The 18,989-nt window shown below is 56.4% G+C and carries 15 protein-coding genes and 1 pseudogene; 1 reads left to right on the top strand and 15 read right to left on the bottom strand.

Translation table 11 applies throughout. The annotated features are described in order from the left end of the window. Position 1: 1 nt before the first annotated feature. The 13 genes and pseudogenes from EO087_RS13715 to EO087_RS13655 all read right to left on the bottom strand — a co-directional run bounded on the left by EO087_RS13715 (position 2) and on the right by EO087_RS13655 (position 17,488). The gene (locus EO087_RS13715) at positions 2 to 3,094 is read right to left on the bottom strand and encodes a CusA/CzcA family heavy metal efflux RND transporter (protein ID WP_128899358.1); all 3,093 of its coding nucleotides are present in this window, start codon (positions 3,092 to 3,094) and stop codon (positions 2 to 4) included. After that, positions 3,087 to 4,211, bottom strand: coding sequence for an efflux RND transporter periplasmic adaptor subunit (locus tag EO087_RS13710; RefSeq protein ID WP_128899357.1), 1,125 nt, complete (start codon positions 4,209 to 4,211; stop codon positions 3,087 to 3,089). Before EO087_RS13710 ends, EO087_RS13715 begins: the two co-directional genes overlap by 8 nt. Positions 4,212 to 4,455: 244 nt before the next feature. Further along, complete coding sequence (locus EO087_RS13705; protein ID WP_128899356.1) at positions 4,456 to 6,117, bottom strand: Na/Pi cotransporter family protein; 1,662 nt, start codon at positions 6,115 to 6,117, stop codon at positions 4,456 to 4,458. A gap of 84 nt (positions 6,118 to 6,201) precedes the next feature. Further along, positions 6,202 to 8,868, bottom strand: a complete 2,667-nt coding sequence (mgtA, locus tag EO087_RS13700) for a magnesium-translocating P-type ATPase (protein ID WP_128899355.1) — start codon at positions 8,866 to 8,868, stop codon at positions 6,202 to 6,204. 153 nt (positions 8,869 to 9,021) lie between these two features. Next, positions 9,022 to 9,273, bottom strand: a complete 252-nt coding sequence (locus EO087_RS13695) for a hypothetical protein (protein WP_128899354.1) — start codon at positions 9,271 to 9,273, stop codon at positions 9,022 to 9,024. A gap of 313 nt (positions 9,274 to 9,586) precedes the next feature. Then, the gene (locus EO087_RS13690; RefSeq protein WP_128899353.1) at positions 9,587 to 10,324 is read right to left on the bottom strand and encodes a DUF2652 domain-containing protein; all 738 of its coding nucleotides are present in this window, start codon (positions 10,322 to 10,324) and stop codon (positions 9,587 to 9,589) included. 87 nt (positions 10,325 to 10,411) lie between these two features. After that, positions 10,412 to 11,767: an outer membrane protein transport protein gene (locus tag EO087_RS13685; RefSeq protein ID WP_128899352.1), complete on the bottom strand. Its 1,356-nt coding sequence runs from the start codon at positions 11,765 to 11,767 to the stop codon at positions 10,412 to 10,414. Positions 11,768 to 12,007: 240 nt separating this feature from the next. Then, a pseudogene (locus tag EO087_RS13680) lies at positions 12,008 to 12,188 on the bottom strand (integrase core domain-containing protein); the annotation flags it as partial. Between the two features lie 40 nt (positions 12,189 to 12,228). After that, a complete protein-coding gene (locus EO087_RS13675) occupies positions 12,229 to 14,034 on the bottom strand; it encodes a cyclic nucleotide-binding and patatin-like phospholipase domain-containing protein (protein ID WP_128899351.1) in 1,806 nt (601 codons plus the stop codon). A gap of 88 nt (positions 14,035 to 14,122) precedes the next feature. After that, a complete protein-coding gene (gene cyoE / locus EO087_RS13670) occupies positions 14,123 to 15,010 on the bottom strand; it encodes a heme o synthase (RefSeq protein ID WP_128899350.1) in 888 nt (295 codons plus the stop codon). Beyond that, a complete protein-coding gene (locus EO087_RS13665) occupies positions 15,007 to 16,164 on the bottom strand; it encodes a COX15/CtaA family protein (protein ID WP_128899349.1) in 1,158 nt (385 codons plus the stop codon). Before EO087_RS13665 ends, cyoE begins: the two co-directional genes overlap by 4 nt. Before the next feature lie 17 nt (positions 16,165 to 16,181). Continuing rightward, positions 16,182 to 16,751 (bottom strand): hypothetical protein, encoded by a 570-nt coding sequence (locus EO087_RS13660; RefSeq protein WP_128899348.1) that lies wholly within the window; start codon positions 16,749 to 16,751, stop codon positions 16,182 to 16,184. Further along, on the bottom strand, positions 16,748 to 17,488 hold the full coding sequence (locus EO087_RS13655) for an SURF1 family protein (protein WP_128899347.1): 741 nt from the start codon (positions 17,486 to 17,488) through the stop codon (positions 16,748 to 16,750). The genes EO087_RS13660 and EO087_RS13655 overlap by 4 nt, the downstream gene beginning before the upstream one ends. 59 nt (positions 17,489 to 17,547) lie before the next feature. Here EO087_RS13655 and EO087_RS13650 point away from each other — a divergent pair, with 59 nt between their 5' ends. Beyond that, positions 17,548 to 17,763, top strand: coding sequence for a twin transmembrane helix small protein (locus EO087_RS13650; protein ID WP_128899958.1), 216 nt, complete (start codon positions 17,548 to 17,550; stop codon positions 17,761 to 17,763). A 96-nt stretch (positions 17,764 to 17,859) separates the two neighbouring features. Here the strand turns inward: EO087_RS13650 and EO087_RS13645 are convergent, their stop codons facing one another. Together EO087_RS13645 and EO087_RS13640 are read right to left on the bottom strand one after the other, a co-directional pair. Further along, complete coding sequence (locus EO087_RS13645; protein WP_128899346.1) at positions 17,860 to 18,747, bottom strand: cytochrome c oxidase subunit 3; 888 nt, start codon at positions 18,745 to 18,747, stop codon at positions 17,860 to 17,862. A gap of 55 nt (positions 18,748 to 18,802) precedes the next feature. Then, positions 18,803 to 18,988 carry a hypothetical protein gene (locus tag EO087_RS13640; protein ID WP_128899345.1) on the bottom strand — a complete coding sequence of 62 codons (186 nt, stop codon included), beginning with the start codon at positions 18,986 to 18,988 and terminating at the stop codon, positions 18,803 to 18,805. Position 18,989 lies beyond the last annotated feature (1 nt).

Below are 18,989 nucleotides of genomic sequence, written 5' to 3'. Positions count from 1 at the left end.
GTCAGATCTCCCCCGCCGAAGGCGGATGGCCCCAGCGCTTGTGGATGAAGTTTTCCATCCCGAAGTACAGGCTGGGCAGGATGAACAACGTCAGCAGCGTGGCGATGGGCAAACCTCCCACCACCACGGTCGCCAGGCCACGTTGGACGTCGGTACCAACACCCGTCGCCAAAGCCGCCGGCAGCATGCCGATGCTGGCCACGGTGGCCGTCATCAACACCGGGCGGAAACGCTCGGTGGCGCCCACTAGCACGGCTTCATTGAGCGACAAACCTTCCTTTCGCACACGATTGATGTTCGACACCATGATGATGCCGTTCTGTACCGCCACACCAAACAAGGCAATGAAACCGACCGCGGTGGCGATGTTCAGCGTCTCACCGCGCACATGCAGGGCGATCAGTCCACCTACCGTGGCCAACGGCACCACGCCAAGCACGAGCATGGCCTGGTGGAATTTGCCGAATTCAAAGAACAGCAGCACCAGCATGATCGCCATGACCATGCCCATCACCACGATCAACCGGGCCTGCGCGCGCTCTTCGTTCTGGAAGTTGCCCGCCCATTCCAACTGATACTTCTGCTTGTCGACATGCACGTTCTTGTCGATGTGCGCCTGTGCGTCGGCCAGATAATCCGACAGCGCGCGGTCGCGGTTATCGATGCGAAGAGTCAGCTCACGCTTGCCATGTTCGTGCGCGATGGTGCTCTCGCCCATCGCGAGTTTGATATCGGCGACTTCCTTGAGCGGAATCTGCGCACCGCTGGTGGAACTCAATGGTAGCTCCCCTACCGCTTGCAAGCTGTTGGCCACATCATTCGAAACACGTGCTGTCACGTTGTAGATGCGATCAGCCACATACACCTGTGTGATGGCCGCACCGCCGATGGCGGTCTGGATTAGATGGGTGATATCACCGACGTTGACACCATAACGCGCAGCCGCGTCGCGACTGGCCGTCATCGACAATTGGGGAATCGGCGGCTCCTGGAAAATCGACGCATCAGCGGTACCACGAATATCACGAAGCACATCGACGATTTCACCCCCAAGGCGACGCATTTCGTGGAGGTCATCACCATAGATGCGTAGCACCAGCGGCGCATGCGCACCGGCGACCATATCGTTCTCGCCATCGATGATCGGCTGGCTGATGCCTACGGAGATGCCGGGAATCTGTTGCAGACGCGCATTGAACTTGCGCAGAAATTCCGCTTTCGTTTCACCATGCCAGGTGCTGTAAGGCGTGAGACCTACCGCCGACTCCACGTGCGAGGGCGTCCATGGGTCGGTACCCGTGTCGTTGCGGCCCAATTGCGTCACGACGTAAGACACCTCCGGAAACTCACGCACCACCTTGCGCAGCTCCGCTGTCATCTGGCTGGCTTTGTCCAACGACAGGCCGGTTGGCATTTGCACCTGCAGCCACAACGAACCTTCATCGAGATCGGGCAGGAATTCACGGCCGATGGTTGAGCCGAGGATCAGCACCCCACAGAGCGCGATCGCAGCGGTCGTGTAGGCAACCGGCAATTGATGCAGTAGCTTGCCCAGAGCGTGGGTGAACCATAACTGCAGCTTCTGCAACGGCTTGTTGTAGAAGATCTTGCGCGGCTTGCGCAGCGCCAGATAAGCGAGTGCGGGCGTCAGTGTCACCGTGCACAGCAGCGCGGCAAGCAAAGCATAGCCCACCGTAAATGCCATCGGGCGGAACAACTTGCCTTCGGCGTGTTCGAACGCGAACAGCGGTGCGTAGGCAGTAACGATGATCAGCGTGGCGAAGAAAATCGAACGGCCGACGTAGCCCGTCACCGTCATCACGTCATCTTCCGTTAGCACTTCGGTCGACTTCAGCTCGCGTTGGCGCAGAATGGCCTCGGTGATCACGATCGCGCCATCCACGATCACGCCGAAGTCGATCGCCCCCAGCGAAAACAGGTTCGCCGACATGTGTGTGAACTGCATCAAGATGAACACTGTCACCAGCGACATCGGAATCGCCACGGCGGCCACCAGCGCCGAGCGCGGACTACCGAGAAACAGGATCAGCACGATGCACACCAGGCCGATGCCTTCCATCACGGTGTGAAAGACTTTTTCCTTGGTGGCGTTGACCAAATCGTCGCGATCGATGTACGGCACGATGTAGATGTCTTGCGGATTGAGCTGCTTGCTCAGCTCGTCGACCTTGGCATGGATGCCTTCAAGCACCTTGGAGGCATTCTCGTACTTCAGCAGATCAACGATGCCCTCGATCGTATCAGGATTGTTGTCCTTGCCCAGAATGCCTTCGCGCACCTGGTGGCCATAGCGCAACTTGCCAAGGTCCTTCACCAGCACCGGCACGCCGTTGTTTTGGGTCACGACGACATCGCCCAGATCCTTCAACGAATGCACCATGCCAATGCCGCGCACGATGTAGGACTGCTCGCCGCGCGTGATGCGCCCGCCGCCCGCATTGGACGTGTTAGCGGAAATCGCCGCCGTTACCTGGCTTACGCTGACGCCATAGTGCAGCAGTTGCTGCGGATCCAGTTCCAATTGGAATTCCTTGGTAAAGCCGCCGAAGTTGTCGACGTTGATCACGCCGGACACCTGCTTCAGCGCAGGGATCACCACCCAGTTCTGGATTTCCGACAACTGCATTAAGTTCTTGCTTTTCGACTCCAGCGTATAGCGATAGATCTCACCAGCCGGACCGGATACCGGGTCGAGTCCCGGCATCACGCCCGGCGGCAGCGTCACCTGGCTGATGCGCTCCATGATGCGTTGGCGTTCCCAGTAATCATCCGCGCCATCCTTGAACACCATGGTGATCAGCGACAAGCCGAAGGTGCTGCTGGAACGCATGCTGACCAGGCCTTGCGTATCAGCCAGGCCACGTTCCAACGGCGTAGTGACCTGCTGTTCGACCTCTTCCGCGGCCAGGCCAGGCACCTGCGTCGTCACCTGCACTGTCACGTCACTCAGTTCCGGATAAGCCTCGATCGAAAGCTGGGTCCAGGAGTAGTAGCCGAAGCAGATGACCAGCATCGTCACCACGATGAAAAGCATTCGCTTCTCGAAGCAGAAGCGGAAGAGCTGATTAATCATTGAGCAGCACTCCGCTGCGCACAATCACGCGGTCACCCGCCTTCAAACCCTTCAGCACGCGGGTGCCGTCGCTTTCGTCATAGCTTAGGTCCACCGTGCGGCGCTCGAACGTCCACGGCGACACTTCGACGAACACGCTGATGTTGTCGTTGTTCATCAGCAGCGCTGACTGCGGCACGAACACTTCATCCGGCTGCGGAATATCGATGCTGACATTGGCGAACATATTGGGCTTTAGGTGCATATCCGGATTGGCGAACACCGCGCGTACCCGATCACGGCGCGTATCCGGCTGCAACACCGGATTGACGAAGCTCACCGTGCCTTGAAAAATCTGATCCGGATAGGCTGTCAGCACCGCATGGATCTTTTCGCCCTTGGCCACCTGGGCTATATCGCTTTCCGGCACGTCCGCGGTGATCCATACCGAGTCGAGATTGGAGATGGTCATCATCGACGCTGTCGCGTCGTTGACATACGTGCCCGGCGCCACGGACAGCGCTGTGACGTAACCGGTGGCCGGTGCCGTGATCCGCATCGGGCGCGTGGCTTGCGCGCCTTGTGTACCACCGACGGCGCCCAGGCGCGCCTGGGCACGATTGAATTCATACAGAGCCTGGTTATAGACGCTCTGTGCGGCCTCTAGTTCCTTCACGGCGTTGCCACCGACCGCCTTCACAGCGCGTGTGCGATCCAGCGTTTTCTTAGCGAGACCCAGTGCGTCTTTCGCCTTGTACTCATCGGCATAGGCTTGGGCCAGGTCGCCCGAATCGATGACTGCCAGCCATTGGCCCCGCGTGATGTGATCACCAAGCCCCACGTTGAGTTCCATCACCTTGCCGGTGAGTGGCGGCAACACGTTCGCGGTGTGCGTGGGATCAGCTTCAACGATCCCTGGGAATGTCTTGGCGTGTGGTGCCTGATGCATTTCCACCGACTGCACCACCAGCTCCTTGCGCAAGGGCGAGCCCTCGGGAACCTTGTACAAGCCATGGTCCACCGTAAAAGCCGGCGGCGGTTCAGTGCCCTCGTTACCGTGCGAGCAGGCGGCCATGCTCAATGCGACGGCGATCGCCGTGGACAGACACGACCCATTCTTGATCATCTGATGAAACATAAAGGCTTTCCCCTCGGCTTGGTGCTCGAATGCTTCCCCGTCATCACACGGCCACAGAGCTGTTGCAATACGGTGAAGGGAAGCCTGCCAGCGCATGAAATGGCTGGCATACCTCTCCCCGGACCGCGGTTTGGCCGCCCAAAATCACCGTATCCGAGCAGGTCCCCGATGGAGCGCACACGACGACAGGATCAGTAAGGCGGACTCATACTGGGAGATTCGGCTTGCGTGTGATTGTCCTAGTTCAGACTTTTTCTTCTGCAAAAGTATTGGTGGGAGGCTGGACCAATCGACCCTGCAGCAGGCCAGCACGCTCCAATGGCAGATAGGCAATGGCGGCCAAATGTGAGTGGATACGGCGCAGGTCACGCAAAATGCGTAGATACACGTCGCCACCACCGTCGCGCTGCTGGCGCAGGTCGCGGATATGCCGGTCGGACGCATCGTTTTCCAGGCGCCACAGCAATTCTTTGCGCTCCATCAAGTGCTGGGCCGCGCGCAAGTCGCTGCGCATGAAGACCGCAATGCCCAGCCGCAGACTTTCCATCACCTGCGTGTGCATGTTCGCAAGATCCTGAATGTCGTCCGCGGAGAAGTCTTGTCCACGCTCGGCCTTCTTGGCGGCAAATTCCATCAGATTGTTCGCGGTGATATCGCCGATGTGCTCGATGTTGATCACGAAGGCATGAATTTCCTGGCTGCGCTCGCCATCTTCTTCGTTCAAGGCTTCACCGCCGAGATCGGCCAGGTATTGACGGATGGCGACACCGAGGCGGTCGAGGAAGGGATCCATCTTGCTGATGGTGGCCGCGCGCGAGGTATCGTCCTTGCCGAAAATCTCGACCAAGCCCTTCAACATCCCTTCGACCATATCAGCCATGCGCATCGATTCGCGCGTGGCATTCACCAGCGCGACGCCGGCGCTTTCCAGTGCAGCCTCATCGAGGTACAGCGGCAGCCCCTGATCTGCAGGACGTGGCGGCTCGGGCAGCAGGCGCACCAGCAGTTGGGCCAGTTTTTGCACTGGCAAAATGAAAAGGATTGCCAGCCCTAGATTGAACACGGTGTGGAAATTCACCGCGATGCGTGCCGGCGAATCGCCGAGTGCCGCCAGCCAGTGCGCCAGCGGTTGTAGCAGCGGCAGACAGATCACACAGCCAAAGGCGCGCACCAGCAGATTGCCCAGCGGCAGGCGGCGCGCTACCGGCGTATGCGCTTCTAGCAAGGCGGGCAAGGTGCCGCCGAGATTGGCGCCTAGCACCAGCGCCATCGCGCCGGGAGCATCGACCACGCCACCGGTCGCCAGCGACACGATCAGCAACACCACGGCCACGCTGGAATGACACAGCCAGGTCAATGCTGCCGCCACCAGTACGGCCATCACTGGTGCGCCAGACAGCGCCTGCATGCCTTCTTTCAGAAGCTGTGCGTTCTCCATCGGCGCCATCGCCAGCACCAGCAGATGCAGCGCCAGCAGCATCAGGCCCAGGCCGATACCTACGCGACCGAGGTTCTCGTAACGCGCGTCATCACTGCGGCGATGCAGCGCGGTGCCGAGCAGGATCAGGATGGGGGCAACCAAGGCGATGTTGAACGACATCACCTGCACGATCAGCGTGGTACCGACATTCGCACCTAGCATCACCGTCAAACCGGGAGCCAGCCCCAAGAAGCCATTCGCGGCGAACGAGGTGGCCATCATGCCGGTAGCGGTGCTGCTCTGCAGAAGCGCTGTGATGCACACGCCAAACAGGAAGGCGGCCGAGCGCCTGCCGAGAAAACGACCCAGCGAACGACGCAGCGCACTGCCATAACCGCGCAGCACACCGCTGGTGACCATATGCGTGCCCCACAGCAGGAGCGCGACGTAGCCGGCAATGTCAAATAGTGCGAATGTGCTTTTCATGTCGGCAACTCCAAAACAAATGCTCGCTTTTTCACTTGTCGTCCCGACGAAGGCCGGGGGCGCTTTACGGCTTGTGAACCCACTTCATAGCCAACGCCCGAAGCGACGCATATAAAGCACCTTCACCAACTGGGTCAGGGCGCAATAAGTCACCACGGTCGCCGCCAGCCAGCCAAAGTATTCGCCCGGCAAATGCACCATGCCGATCTTGGTGCCTACCGTGGTGAACGGAATGATCATGCCGATCACGATGATCGCCGTGGTCAAGCCCAGCACCGGTGCGGCGGCCACACTCTGCAGGAACGGAATCTTGCGCGTGCGGATCATGTGCACCACCAGGGTCTGGGTCAGCAGGCTTTCAATGAACCAACCCGATTGGAATAGCGATTGATGTGCTTCGCTGTTGGCATCAAACACGAACCACAACAGTGCAAATGTAGTGATATCGAAGATCGAGCTGGTTGGACCGATCCAGAACATGAAGCGGCCGATGTCGCTGGCATTCCACTTGCGCGGCTTGCGCAGGTACTCCTCGTCCATGCGGTCAAACGGAATCGACAACTGCGAGATGTCGTAGAGCAGGTTCAGCACCAGGATCTGCAGCGGCAGCATTGGCAGGAACGGCAGGAAGAAGGCAGCCGCTACCATGCTCAGCACGTTGCCGAAGTTGGAGCTGGCGGTCATCTTGATGTACTTGATGATGTTGCCGAAGGTGACGCGCCCTTCGAGCACGCCCTCTTCCAGCACCATCAGGTTTTTTTCCAGCAGGATGATGTCGGCCGACTCCTTGGCGATATCGGTGGCGGTATCCACCGAGATGCCCACGTCCGCCTCGCGCAAGGCAGGCGCATCGTTGATGCCGTCGCCGAGGAAGCCGACGGTGTGGCCCTGACGCTGCAATGATTTCACCACGCGCGCCTTCTGCAGCGGTGACATCTTGGCGAACACGGTGGTGCGCTTGACCAGCTTGTCGAGCGCCGGATCATCCAGTGGCTCGATATCGCGGCCCTGCGCGGAGTGTTCGACATCCAGGCCCACTTCGCGGCAGATCTTGCGCGTTACCGCTTCGTTGTCGCCGGTGATCACCTTCACTTCAACGCCGTGGTGATGCAGCGCCGCGATCGCGGTGGCGGCCGTATCCTTCGGCGGATCGAGGAAGGCCAGGCAGCCTACGGCAGTAAGGCCGGCTTCATCGGCCACACCATAGGCGCGGTTGTGTGGCTCTTCCTGCTTGACCGCCACCACCAGTACGCGCAGGCCGTCTTCGTTGAGACGACGCGTCATCGCCTTGATCTCGCGGCGACGTTCGTCGGTCATCGGCACGATCTCGTCGCCGACGCGCTCCATCGAGGAGATGGAAAGCATCTCTTCCACCGCGCCCTTGCACACCAGCAGATGATGACCATTACCATTGGCCAGTACCACCGACATGCGGCGGCGCTGGAAATCGAACGGAATTTCATCCACCACGCGATAACGCGCCACAATCGGCTCCAGATCGCGATGCGCCAGCACCGCCTTGTCCATCAGGTTCTTCAAACCGGTCTGGAAGTGGCTGTTGAGGTAGCCGTATTCCAGCGCGTCTTCCGAATCTTCGCCGTCGAGATCAAGATGACGCTCCAGCACGATCTTGTCGAGCGTGAGCGTGCCGGTCTTGTCGGTGCACAGCACGTCCATCGCGCCAAAGTTCTGGATCGCGTTGAGGCGCTTCACCACCACCTTGCGCTTGGACATCGCCATCGCGCCTTTGGCGAGGTTGGCGGTTACGATCAGCGGCAGCATCTCCGGCGTCAGGCCAACCGCTACCGACAGCGCGAACATCAGCGCATCAAGGAAGCCGTGCTTGTACCACTGGATGCCCAGCACCACTGGCACCATCACCAACATGAAGCGAATCAGCAGCCAGCTCACACCGCTCACGCCGCGATCGAAGCTGGTCTGCACGCGTTCGCCCACGATGCTGCGCGCCAGCGAACCCAGATAAGTACGTGTACCGGTCGCCACGACGACGGCGGCAGCCGTGCCACTGACTACGTTGGTGCCCATATAGCAAATGGTGGGCAAGTCCAGCGGATTGCCCTGCTGTACGCCGTGCTCGCCGCGTTCCATCCCATGTGCCTGGGTCGGGCTGGCCTTTTCCACCGGCAGCGATTCGCCGGTGAGGATGGCCTGGCTGATAAACAGATCCTTGGCGTTGAGCAGGCGCAGGTCTGCGGGCACCATGTCGCCTGCGGCCAGGTGCACGATGTCGCCGACGACCAGCTCACCTACCGGCACTTCAATACGCTCGCTATGGCCATCCGAAGCGCGGCGCGTGACGGTGGCGGTATTGCGCACCATCGCCTTGAGCTTTTCGGCAGCCTGCGAGGAACGGTATTCCTGGGTAAAACTCAGCAATACGCTGATGCCCACCATCACCGCGATGATGATCGGGCCGGACAGATCATCCGGCGTCAGAAACACCTGCACCACCGCCAGGATCAGCAACACGATGATGAAGGGATTCTTGAACGCACGCAGCAACTGCACCGTCCAGTGCGGCGGCTTCTCGTGCGACACCTCGTTCACACCATCGCGCTCAAGGCGCTCGGTAATCTGCTCTTCGTTCAGGCCAGCCGTGCTGGTGTTCAAGCCAGCTAGCAGGGTTTCGCTTTCCTTGAACGCATCCTGCGCAGCAGCCACACGCGGGGGCGCGGCCGTGGTCTTGCCGACCGCCTTGGCCATAACAGCCTGGGTGGAGTGCTTCATCATGTCTCGCTTCCGTGGAAAGGTATTGCATGCGGTTCGGAGGCGAGCGCTTGGAACGACTGGCTTCCGCTAAAGCGATCCGTGCAAGGGGAAAACCACCCCGGTCGGATCACCAACCAGGGGGAGGCCACCCTTTGCGCAGATCGCAACGGCGCATTAGTGGCTAGATATCAGATGAAGATGACGAGACATGCGCGGATGGTCCCCTTGGTGCTCATGCCAACGGGACAGCGGGCGGCCCTGGGTGGATTCGATCTGCCAATGCATATCGATGGGTGCGCGTTCAGCCTGCTTGTTCAGCGGCTGAGGGACAGTCACAGTCAGGGGAACACGCACGGCCTCACGGCGGCCAGCCAACGGGAATCGACCCGCGGTGCGTAGACGAAAGAAATCGCGAATGAGCTTCATGGCCCATCTCCTTAAAACGGTGCCGCGGCACCGTTAGGAGCAGGCCGGACTTCCCTAGTCGAGGAAAGCGCCGGCCAACCGCTGGCGGTTGCCGCGAACGATCAGCTTGTTATGCAATGCCGGCACCCGATGCTTGCGGATGTCGACGTTGCGACTAGGGTAAACGTCCATATGCCTTGGTTAGTTCGGACAGAGGCCCGGTCGGCCATAGTGCGCCGGTGGGCGCGTGCATTGTCATGCTGCGGTGCAGAACTGTCAAGTCTTGGTCACAAATCTTGTTGGCTCTTATCACCTAAGAGCCCCAAAATCAAATTCATTTGTGTGCTACCAGGTTTGTAAATGCTTGTTTCTTTAGCAGACCCATACCGCGCCTAAGCATAAAATACTGGACACGAAATATCTGATAAAACCCCCTGAAAATAGATCGTCTCGAAGGAGGCAGCTTTTCAATAATACTATCCAACATCTCTCCATCAAAAAAACATACTGGAGTTTCTCCGTAGCCATCCACCATTTCATTTTGCATTTTTGCCTCATGTCCAAAAGTAATTTTTGCATGCTCGTAGAAATGATTGTCCATCAATATATATTCATGAGTTTGAATAGAATTCTTTAACAACCGATGCGCTATAATTACAACATTGCCTGAAAGTTCTTTTTTTCCAAGCAACTTTTTCTCTACTGTATCCCCCAGACACAAGACTATTTTAATAGTCAAATTTTTCATACCTAAACAAGCGCCGCAAATGCAAATATTCGAGTTCAAAAAACTATCTCGTGTCCTCTTAAATTCTTGATAGGCCAATATTGCCTGTTTTGTAATTTTTTCAATGGCCGCCATCTCTTCTCCTTCCTTAAACGGAGCAAAAAATAGAGCAGCATCGCCTTCTAATTTATTCAGCGTCACCGGCGGCGTGAACGAAGATGTTAATACCTTCATCAATTCTGAGAGCACCCATTCCGCATGTAACATGGAAATAGCGTGCATTTTTACAAAATTGGTATAACCACTAATATCGGCTATAATAATTACTCCGCGCTGCATCTTCATAACTCAGTCTCCAACAGAAGCTACATTAAAGCGTGTTATGATGTAATTTCAAAAATGCTCTATTAAACCGGACAAAATCTGTTTACATCAGAACAAGTGACTATACATTAACTGCGCATTCCATTCGCTAAGATCGATGTCTTGTCCGTACCCATTTGTAACGCGGACGTTGAATGCATGCACCAGAGAAATGTGTAACGAATCTTTGTGAGTGAATGCGTAACTGGCACCGAATGACGCATGGGTTGTTTCTATTGCGGGAAACAGCGGGTTGGTATACGTGGCTGGAATCGGGTTATTTGCAAGGTTGAGTCCCATACGTAATGTCCAGTGATCGTTCACGCGATCCGCAACCCCCAGCATTAGCACATTCTGATCGTGCCAACCTTGTTTCATCGTCACGTCCAAATTTCCTTGCGGACTAGAGAATAACATTTGAAAATTCTGTATAACCCCCCCCCAGTCAATCCGGCGATAATCCATCATGAAATTCATATTGTCTGAGATTTTCCAATCTAATCCTGCACCATATTCATTAGGCATCTGAAAGTTTTGCACACGAATAGCACCACCAACTGACGCTATGCCCATTCCCGTTGTCGAGAATAAAACTCGACCGTTACTTGATAGGTCGCCCAGATGAGTACGGCTCTGATATGAGGCGCCTATAGTCAAATCCTGCGCAATTTTATAGGTGAAACCAAATTTTGCGGCCCAACCACTCGCTTTGGCGGCTCCAAAATAATTATTTCCATTGTTAAAATCAAAATAGCCGTAATTAACATCACCCAATTGTGGATTGGCTAACATGTTCATTAACGATCCAGACACGGTGCCAAAACGCCCACTCCCCCCTAAGCTTGTTGCGTAGTCAGCGAAATTTCGCCCATCCATGACCATACTGAGATTCATGGTCGCCCAAACATAATCTATACTGCCCCCAATAGTTAAATTGTTATTGACCTGAACACTCAGCGGAAAAATTACCCTTCCAACGCCCAACATACTCTCATTCTGCAGTGCAGGCGGCGCCACCGGCATTCCTCCAAGCGAATGCATGGGCGCAAGGAATGAGGAATTCGAATAGCTAGTTCCCATTCCGCCTTGTGGAAAAATACCGAAGCCAAACGAAACGTTCTGATGCCGTCTGACATATCCGAAAGCCATACCGATATTTTTAAATCCAGAGTCTTGTCCATTCGTAGATAAATCAGGACCGAGATATAGGGCCAACATATCGAATCGTGAAGGATCTTGAGACAAACTTAATGTGGCAGGGTTATTCATCATGGCTGAGGTGCCATTATCAAAAGCCATTGCCGCTCCGCCCACGCCTGTTGCGATAGGGCCATAGCCTTCCAAGTACATCCCATCCGTGGCTAAAGCTGAGTTAATGCCTCCGCTGATACACAGCAGGAGCCCAATTCTTATCTCGATGCGCATTTCATCCACCTATCATATGGTTAGTACCGCGCGTTGACACTGGATTACCATATTGTGGTGGCGATATCAAGATATTTGTTCGTGCGGTGCTAAATTACGAAAAATAGCAAAATCTTACGAGAATCATTCAGACGTAGGGGTCGGGGGTTGGTGATGCCATGGCATGGCGAATGGGTAATAGGTCGGCCATCGATGTGGCCAGTCATGGTTGTAACGATGTTGCCAGTTCTTAGCCATACGGCGTACTTCGTTGAGGTGGGATAAAGACGTAGCGACCCAGTACTTCCGTGCAGAAGGTGCGGTTAAATCGCTCGATGTAAGCGTTCTGAGTCGGCTTGCCCGGCTGGAGGTGGATCAGTTCGATGCCACATTACTGTGCCCACTGGCGCAATGCAGCACTGATAAGCTCAGGCCCATTCTCCAGACATAGCCGCTTAGGTCACTCGCAACCCATTAGATAATTAGGACAACGGAACTTGAAAATGATTGAGAAATTTTTGTGCGCATTGGTAGCCTCTTTCTATCAGTTCTTCGGAAGAGCCCTTACGGCTAAGCGTCGAATAACCCTCTAGATCAGGCACTAATAAAATGTCAGCATCGTGCATATTTTGCATTATCTGACGATGCGACCCCATTAGCAACGCTTCGAGAAATGTGCTGAAAAACTCTGGTATTCGATAATGTCGGATAACTCCCATTTTAATCAGCATCGATTCCCAAAATGAAATAATCGGCGGAAAGCAATATGTTTCTTCTTTTGGGAGATAGTTAGATAACGAAACCGCCAGCACAGTTCCAGTGCTTTCTAACAGGTTGGACATGACGTTGACTGGCAGGTTATTCATTACCCCGCCGTCCACGTGCAAGTGCTGATGCAAAACTACGGGCGGAATTATACCCGGTATTGACGCGGTCGCGCGCAAACACTCCCATAACAAGCCACGCATGTGAATTTCTTCGCGTTTTTGGGTGAGGTTACACGACACACAAAAAAAGGGCTTGCGTAAATGTTCAATTTTTTCACTTCCGAAGATTTGCTGTCCGGTCACAGTAGCCGCTTTGCCGCTGTACAACGAAATTACCGGAAACACTAAGCCTCTGAGCCCCGTGGTTTCCAGCAACGCGATGCTGACCCTACGATAGAGGGCGACCATTTCCTCATACGAAGAACTGAGTAAATAACACGCGGCGACAATGCCGCCTATGCTAGTGCCGCCAATGGCATCAACCTGAATGTTGTGTTCGAGCATGTACTTCAGTACGCCGAGATGTGCCCAGCCGCGCATCACGCCGCCGCCACCCAGCACCAAGCCAATAGCATTGCCAGTTAGAAAACGAGCCAGACGCCTAATGTCAGATTCTGAATTCAGACAAATATAGTGGTGGCGCGAAAAATATCCTGTATCTAGCCAGGTATCGACATCGCATGGTTTAACCATGCCCTGTGGGTAGAGAAACACCAATTCGCACGGGTTTTTTTTGTATTTCGACGCATTGCTTTGGAGCTGCTGTAACATGATAACGTCGGCGATAGCACGATCGAACGTTTGACTACCATTGGCGCAGATAACGATTTTTTCGGCTTGTTGCAATAAGCAACGGCGTTTGTCCGGGTCATCAAATTGTGTCACCGGATAGATGATAATGTCGGCATTGTGTTTGTGCTTGAACAATACGTTATGTACATGTTCGGCCTCCATGCCATCAAAAGAATGTGGTTCGAGCGCAACAACACCGCACTGATCGTTCAACACCATTTGCAGTCGCGCTATTAGCGGGTCCAATGCAACCTCGAGGGAAGTAGCAACTAACGCGATAAATTTGGGCGCATACGATTTATCAAAGTGCCTGATCACGCCCTGGGTACGGCTAGCGACAGTTTCCAACAACTTAAGCGCGACGCCTGGTTTGTCACGACAGTAGCGCGTGAAATTATCGTAGCTGATTTTGAGTAATACCGATGGTTGCACGGCGAGCACCGACAAAGAACGCGGCTCACCGGTCAATAGGCTCATTTCGCCGACCACTTCGCCCGGTAATATCTGCCCAATTGAGTCGCTGCTGCACACGCGCGTGCCGGTTGTAGCCACCAATTGTCCGCTAATCACGATGTACAGGTCACGGGAGGTGTCCCCTTTGTACATCAGAGCCTCGCCGCTCGCTAGCGAAGTTTCGACTGCGAGGCTAGCGAGCGATGCGATGTCGGCGGCGTCAAGCGCGACAAACGTGGAACATGCCTTGATAATGTCGAAATAATATTGCTTCACGCAGAAACCCTTTATCCATGACGAGCGTTACACGCACCGCCTGATCTGAATTAAGTTGCCGCAGCGAAACGGAACTTGAATACTGAATCTATGCCGCAGTGCTATGCAGCAACGGCGATGCAATCCAATGATCAGCTAGAAAAAGCGCGAACAGCGCCATCAGGTAGATAATAGAATACTTGAACGTACGCATGGCGAAGTATTCGTCCGGCGGGTTCATCATGCGAATGGCGTAATACAGGAAGCCGACACCCAGCACGGTTGCGCCGCCGAGATAGATTAGTCCCGTATAACCCGTGAAAGTTGGCAGCAAACTTACGATCACCAGCAGGATGGTGTAGAGCAGGATGTTCCAGCGGGTGTAGCGCACGCCGTGGGTGACGGGCAGCATGGGAATGTCCGCGCGGGCGTAGTCGTCGCGGCGGAAAATGGCCAGCGCCCAGAAATGCGGCGGGGTCCAGACGAAGATGATCAGGCATAACTGCAGGGCGAACGGATGCAGCGCACCGGTGACGGCGGTCCAGCCCAGCACGGGGGGAATCGCTCCCGCTAGGCCGCCGATCACGATGTTTTGCGGCGTCGCACGCTTCAAGTAGGCGGTATAGACCAAGGCATAACCAATGAGGCCACCAAACGTGAGCCATGCGGTTAGGCCGTTGACCAGCAACGCCAGCACCAGCATCGAGACGATACCGAGGATGATGGCGAAAACCAGCACCTGCCGCGGCTTGAGTTTGCCCGTGGCCAACGGGCGACGCGCAGTGCGGGCCATCAGCTTATCAATGCGCTCATCGATCAGGTGATTGAAAGCCGCCGCCGAGCCGGAAGCCATCCAGATGCCGAGCGTGCCAAACACCAGCGCGTGCCACGACGGAATGCCCGGTACCGCGAGAAACATGCCGATCACCGCGCAGAACACCAGCAACGCGACCACGCGCGGCTTGGTCAACTGCAGGTATTCACGAACCAGGCTCATATCAGTACGTCCGTCACATCAGTCCGCCATGGTTGCACTCGCGTGAAATTCGCGAGCAGCACGAACAGCAACAGCGCTGCGCCGCCGTTGTGCATGGTCGCTACGGCCAAAGGCAAGCCGAGGTGCACATTGCTGATACCCAGCAGCACCTGAAAAATCAAAACCGCCAACACCGCGATACCGCCCCATCGAAAGCCGCTGCGCATCAAGCGATACGACAGCCAGCTCAGATAACAGAACACCACCAGCGCACCGATCCGATGCGTGATCTGGATGGCGCTGCGCGCGGCCGTGTCGAGAACGCCACCTTCATAGTTCACCCCGACTTCGCGCCACAGCACAAAGCCCTGATGAAAATTGGTAGGCGGTGCCCATTGTCCCAGACAGGTCGGGAAATCAGTACCGCAGGCCAGCGCTGCATAGTTAGCGGAGGTCCATCCGCCGAGCGCGATCTGGAACGCAAGCAACACCATGCCCAACACGACCAGCCGGCGTAGCGACGCGTAGCGATTGTTTGGTGCACCAACACCGCTGTAGCGCAAGGCGACATACGCAAGCAACCCGAACGTGGTCAGGCCACCCAGCAGATGCCCCATTACCACAACCGGCTTGAGCAACAAGGTCACTGTCCACATACCCAGCATCGCTTGGAAGATGATGACGGCGAGTGCCAGCACGCTCATCTTCAACGCGCCATGTTCGCGCAGCCAAAGTGCCCCAGTGATTGGAAGCAGGATCGCCAGCAAGGCCAGCCCCGAGGCCACCTGGTGCGCGCCATGCAAATAGAGCGTGACCCCCGCCGTAGCAAAAATGGCGCTAAGCAGGATCAATAACAACATGAGCCAATCGCGGCGCGCGGCCACCAGTGCCAGCAGCAATACCAGCACGCCTAGCGTACCGGCCAGCATGCGATGCACTTGTTCGCGCCACGCCTTGTCCGCCTCGAAGGGACGATCCGGAAAAGCCTGATTGGCCTGCACCACCGCCTGCGCGTGCTGCGGCCACGTTGCCTTGCCGTAGCAGGTAGGCCAGTCCGGGCAAGACAGGCCGGCGTTGGAAAGCCTGACGAACGCGCCAAACATCACCAGGCCAAAGGCGAAGATCGCCGCCAGCACGGCAAGATAGGGCACGATTTTCCGGACACGTAGCGACATGAGTATTCAGAGCATCCTTAACGAATCACCTTCTGCAGATCCTTGCGCAAACCGCTTGGATCGAACTCATCAGGATACAGGGTCAGGACCGTTCCGTCGGATTCCACCAGCAACGCACTCACCGAATCGGGGCGACTGGGACGATAGGCAGCGAGATTCCCACCCACATCGGTGCCCAGATCCCAATAATTCTGCATACCGCTGGCGGCCGCATCCGCGGGCGGTTGGCCGACGTAAAGCAGGCGCAGACGCGTCATGTTGTTGTTGAGGGTGATGCGAGCGGCGGCCACCTTGGTCAGCGTATCCATGCAGCGGGCCGCGCAGACCGGGCCCACGAGTGCGACCAAGGTCATGCGGGGTGAGCTGTCGCGCCAGGCCCAGAACGTGCCGTCAGCAAGTCGTACCTGCACGTGTTCCTGTTCAAAATTGCGCTGGGGCAAAATCGGCTCGCCGTAGGCATTGCCCGTCGGCTGCCAGCCACTCACATTGAGCAAGGCCGCCGCGATGATGGGCGCGGCGAATACGATTATCACCCACAGGAATTTCAGGCGGCTTGCGCGCAAGGCGTGGTCGGTTGATTGGGTCATGATTTGTTCTTGTTCGGACGACGCTTGGCTCCATGCAGCACCACAAACATCACCGCCACCACCACAGCGAAGGTGAACCACTGAAAAGCATAGGCCCGATGCCGCGCCGGCGGCATGGAAGAAAGATCCAGCGTATGCACACGCACATAGATCGCCACCGGATCCGCATCCAGTGCCAGCACACGCGGATAAAGCGATGCATGCAAATCAGCGGCGACCTGGCCCAGATCCAGATAGATCGACGTCTTGGGCCACTGCGCCTGCTGCGCCAGTGCATTTCCACCCATTTCAAAACCCTTGCCAGGTGGTGGCTGATACAGCCCGTGCAAGGTTTGCGGACTGGTCGGCAATGGCGACAGTTGCGGCGCCTTGTCTGAACCGTTGCCGGGCAAAAATCCCAGATCGACCAGCAGCAGCTTGTCCTGATGATCTGGACGGAATGGCGCGAAAACCTCCACGCCGCCCATATCGTCATGCTTGGGGTTGTCGAGCAGGTAAAGACGATCGATCAGGTAATGTCCTTGCACACGAACACGCGGATACACGTTTTCGACCACATTAGCCACCGCGACCGCAAAGTCCTGCACCGGCGCACCGGCCGCTGCGGCATACCGTCGCAGAAGTTCGTCCTTATACTCGGCGCGATGCAGTTGCCAGACGCCCAAACGCACAAAAACAAGCACTCCAGCCACGGTCAGCAGCACTGACCACCATGCTGGTCGGCGCATCCAGCTCATGCGGCGACTCCTATATGGATGGCTATACTGGCCATGTCGAGCCTGCTCAGGTCAATCACGTGGAAACCATCTACAAAGTCGCGTTGGTGATCATGTTCCTGGTGGTGGTGTTCAACCTTGGCCAGGCGCTGTATTTCATGATGACCGACAAGGACGGCAGTAAACGCACGGTATGGGCACTGACCCGGCGCATCAGCTTTTCGCTGGTGCTGATTGTGATGGTCATCATTGGCATCAAGATGGGGTGGATTCACCCGCATGGGGTGGGGCAGTAACCAGGGCAGTCTTGTCGTCATTGCGGCATTCGCCGCAATGACGACAAGACGCATGGGACATCAGCGCGAGACGATTGTTGTTTCGCCGAAGAACCCCTAAAGGATGTAGACGAGCATAAACAACCCCAGCCACACCACATCCACGAAGTGCCAATACCAGGCCACCGCCTCGAAGCCGAAGTGATGTTCCTTGTTGAAGTGGCCAGCCAACACGCGTAGCCAGATGATGGCGAGCATGATCGTGCCAAGCGTGACATGCATGCCGTGGAAGCCAGTGAGCATGAAGAACGTGCAGCCGTAGACGCCGGTGCCCAGGGTGAGATTGAGCTCTTTGTAGGCCTCGATGTATTCGTGCGCCTGACAGAACAGAAAGCCGGCGCCCAGCAGCACGGTCAAGCCCAAGAACAGCAGCACCTTGCCGCGATGCCCTGCCTTCAAGGCATGGTGTGCGATGGTCACCGTCACGCTGGAGCTGAGCAGGATTAGCGTATTGAGCAGCGGCAAGCCCCATGGCCCCACAGTCTCGAACGCACCACCGACATGCGCCGGACCATTACCGCCACCCGAGCCCCACGATGCAGCGTAGCTACTCCACAGATATTGATGCGTCAACACACCATGGCCGTAACCACCTAGCCAGGGCACCGAAAACATGCGGATGTAAAACAGCGCACCGAAGAAGGCGCCGAAGAACATCACTTCGGAAAAGATGAACCACATCATGCCCATGCGGAAGGAGCGATCCACCTGACTGTTGTAGCGCCCGGCCATCGACTCGTGGATCACCGAGCGGAACCAGCCGAAAAACATGCAAAGGATGCCGACGAAACCGATCAGCAGCAGCGTCCTGCCAAGGCTGCTCTCACCCGGTTCGGCGTTGAGCCAGTGCGCCGCGCCGAATACGGTGAGGAACATGACCATGGCAGCCACGATCGGCCACTGGCTCTTGGTCGGTACGTAATAGATATCGTGCTGCTGACCCATGATGTGTATTCCGTAGATGTTGCTGGTGACCTACGTTCTCCCCCGCTGTGGCGGGTTACTGCATGAGCGCTTCCTGGACTGCCCGCGCATGTGCCTGTGGATGATGTTGCAGCCAAAGCATTTGCGCAATCGAAAACACAAACACCGCCAAGGCAATGGCTCCGACCACCGCCGCAGTGCGCCTGGCGCGGAGCAGTCGCTGAGCCTGTCCTGTTTCAAGCGTCTGGTGATCCAGCTTCATC

Source organism: Dyella sp. M7H15-1 (genome assembly GCF_004114615.1).
In the GTDB taxonomy this organism is placed as follows: Bacteria; Pseudomonadota; Gammaproteobacteria; order Xanthomonadales; family Rhodanobacteraceae; genus Dyella_B.
This window is presented reverse-complemented; position numbering and strand designations above follow the sequence as displayed.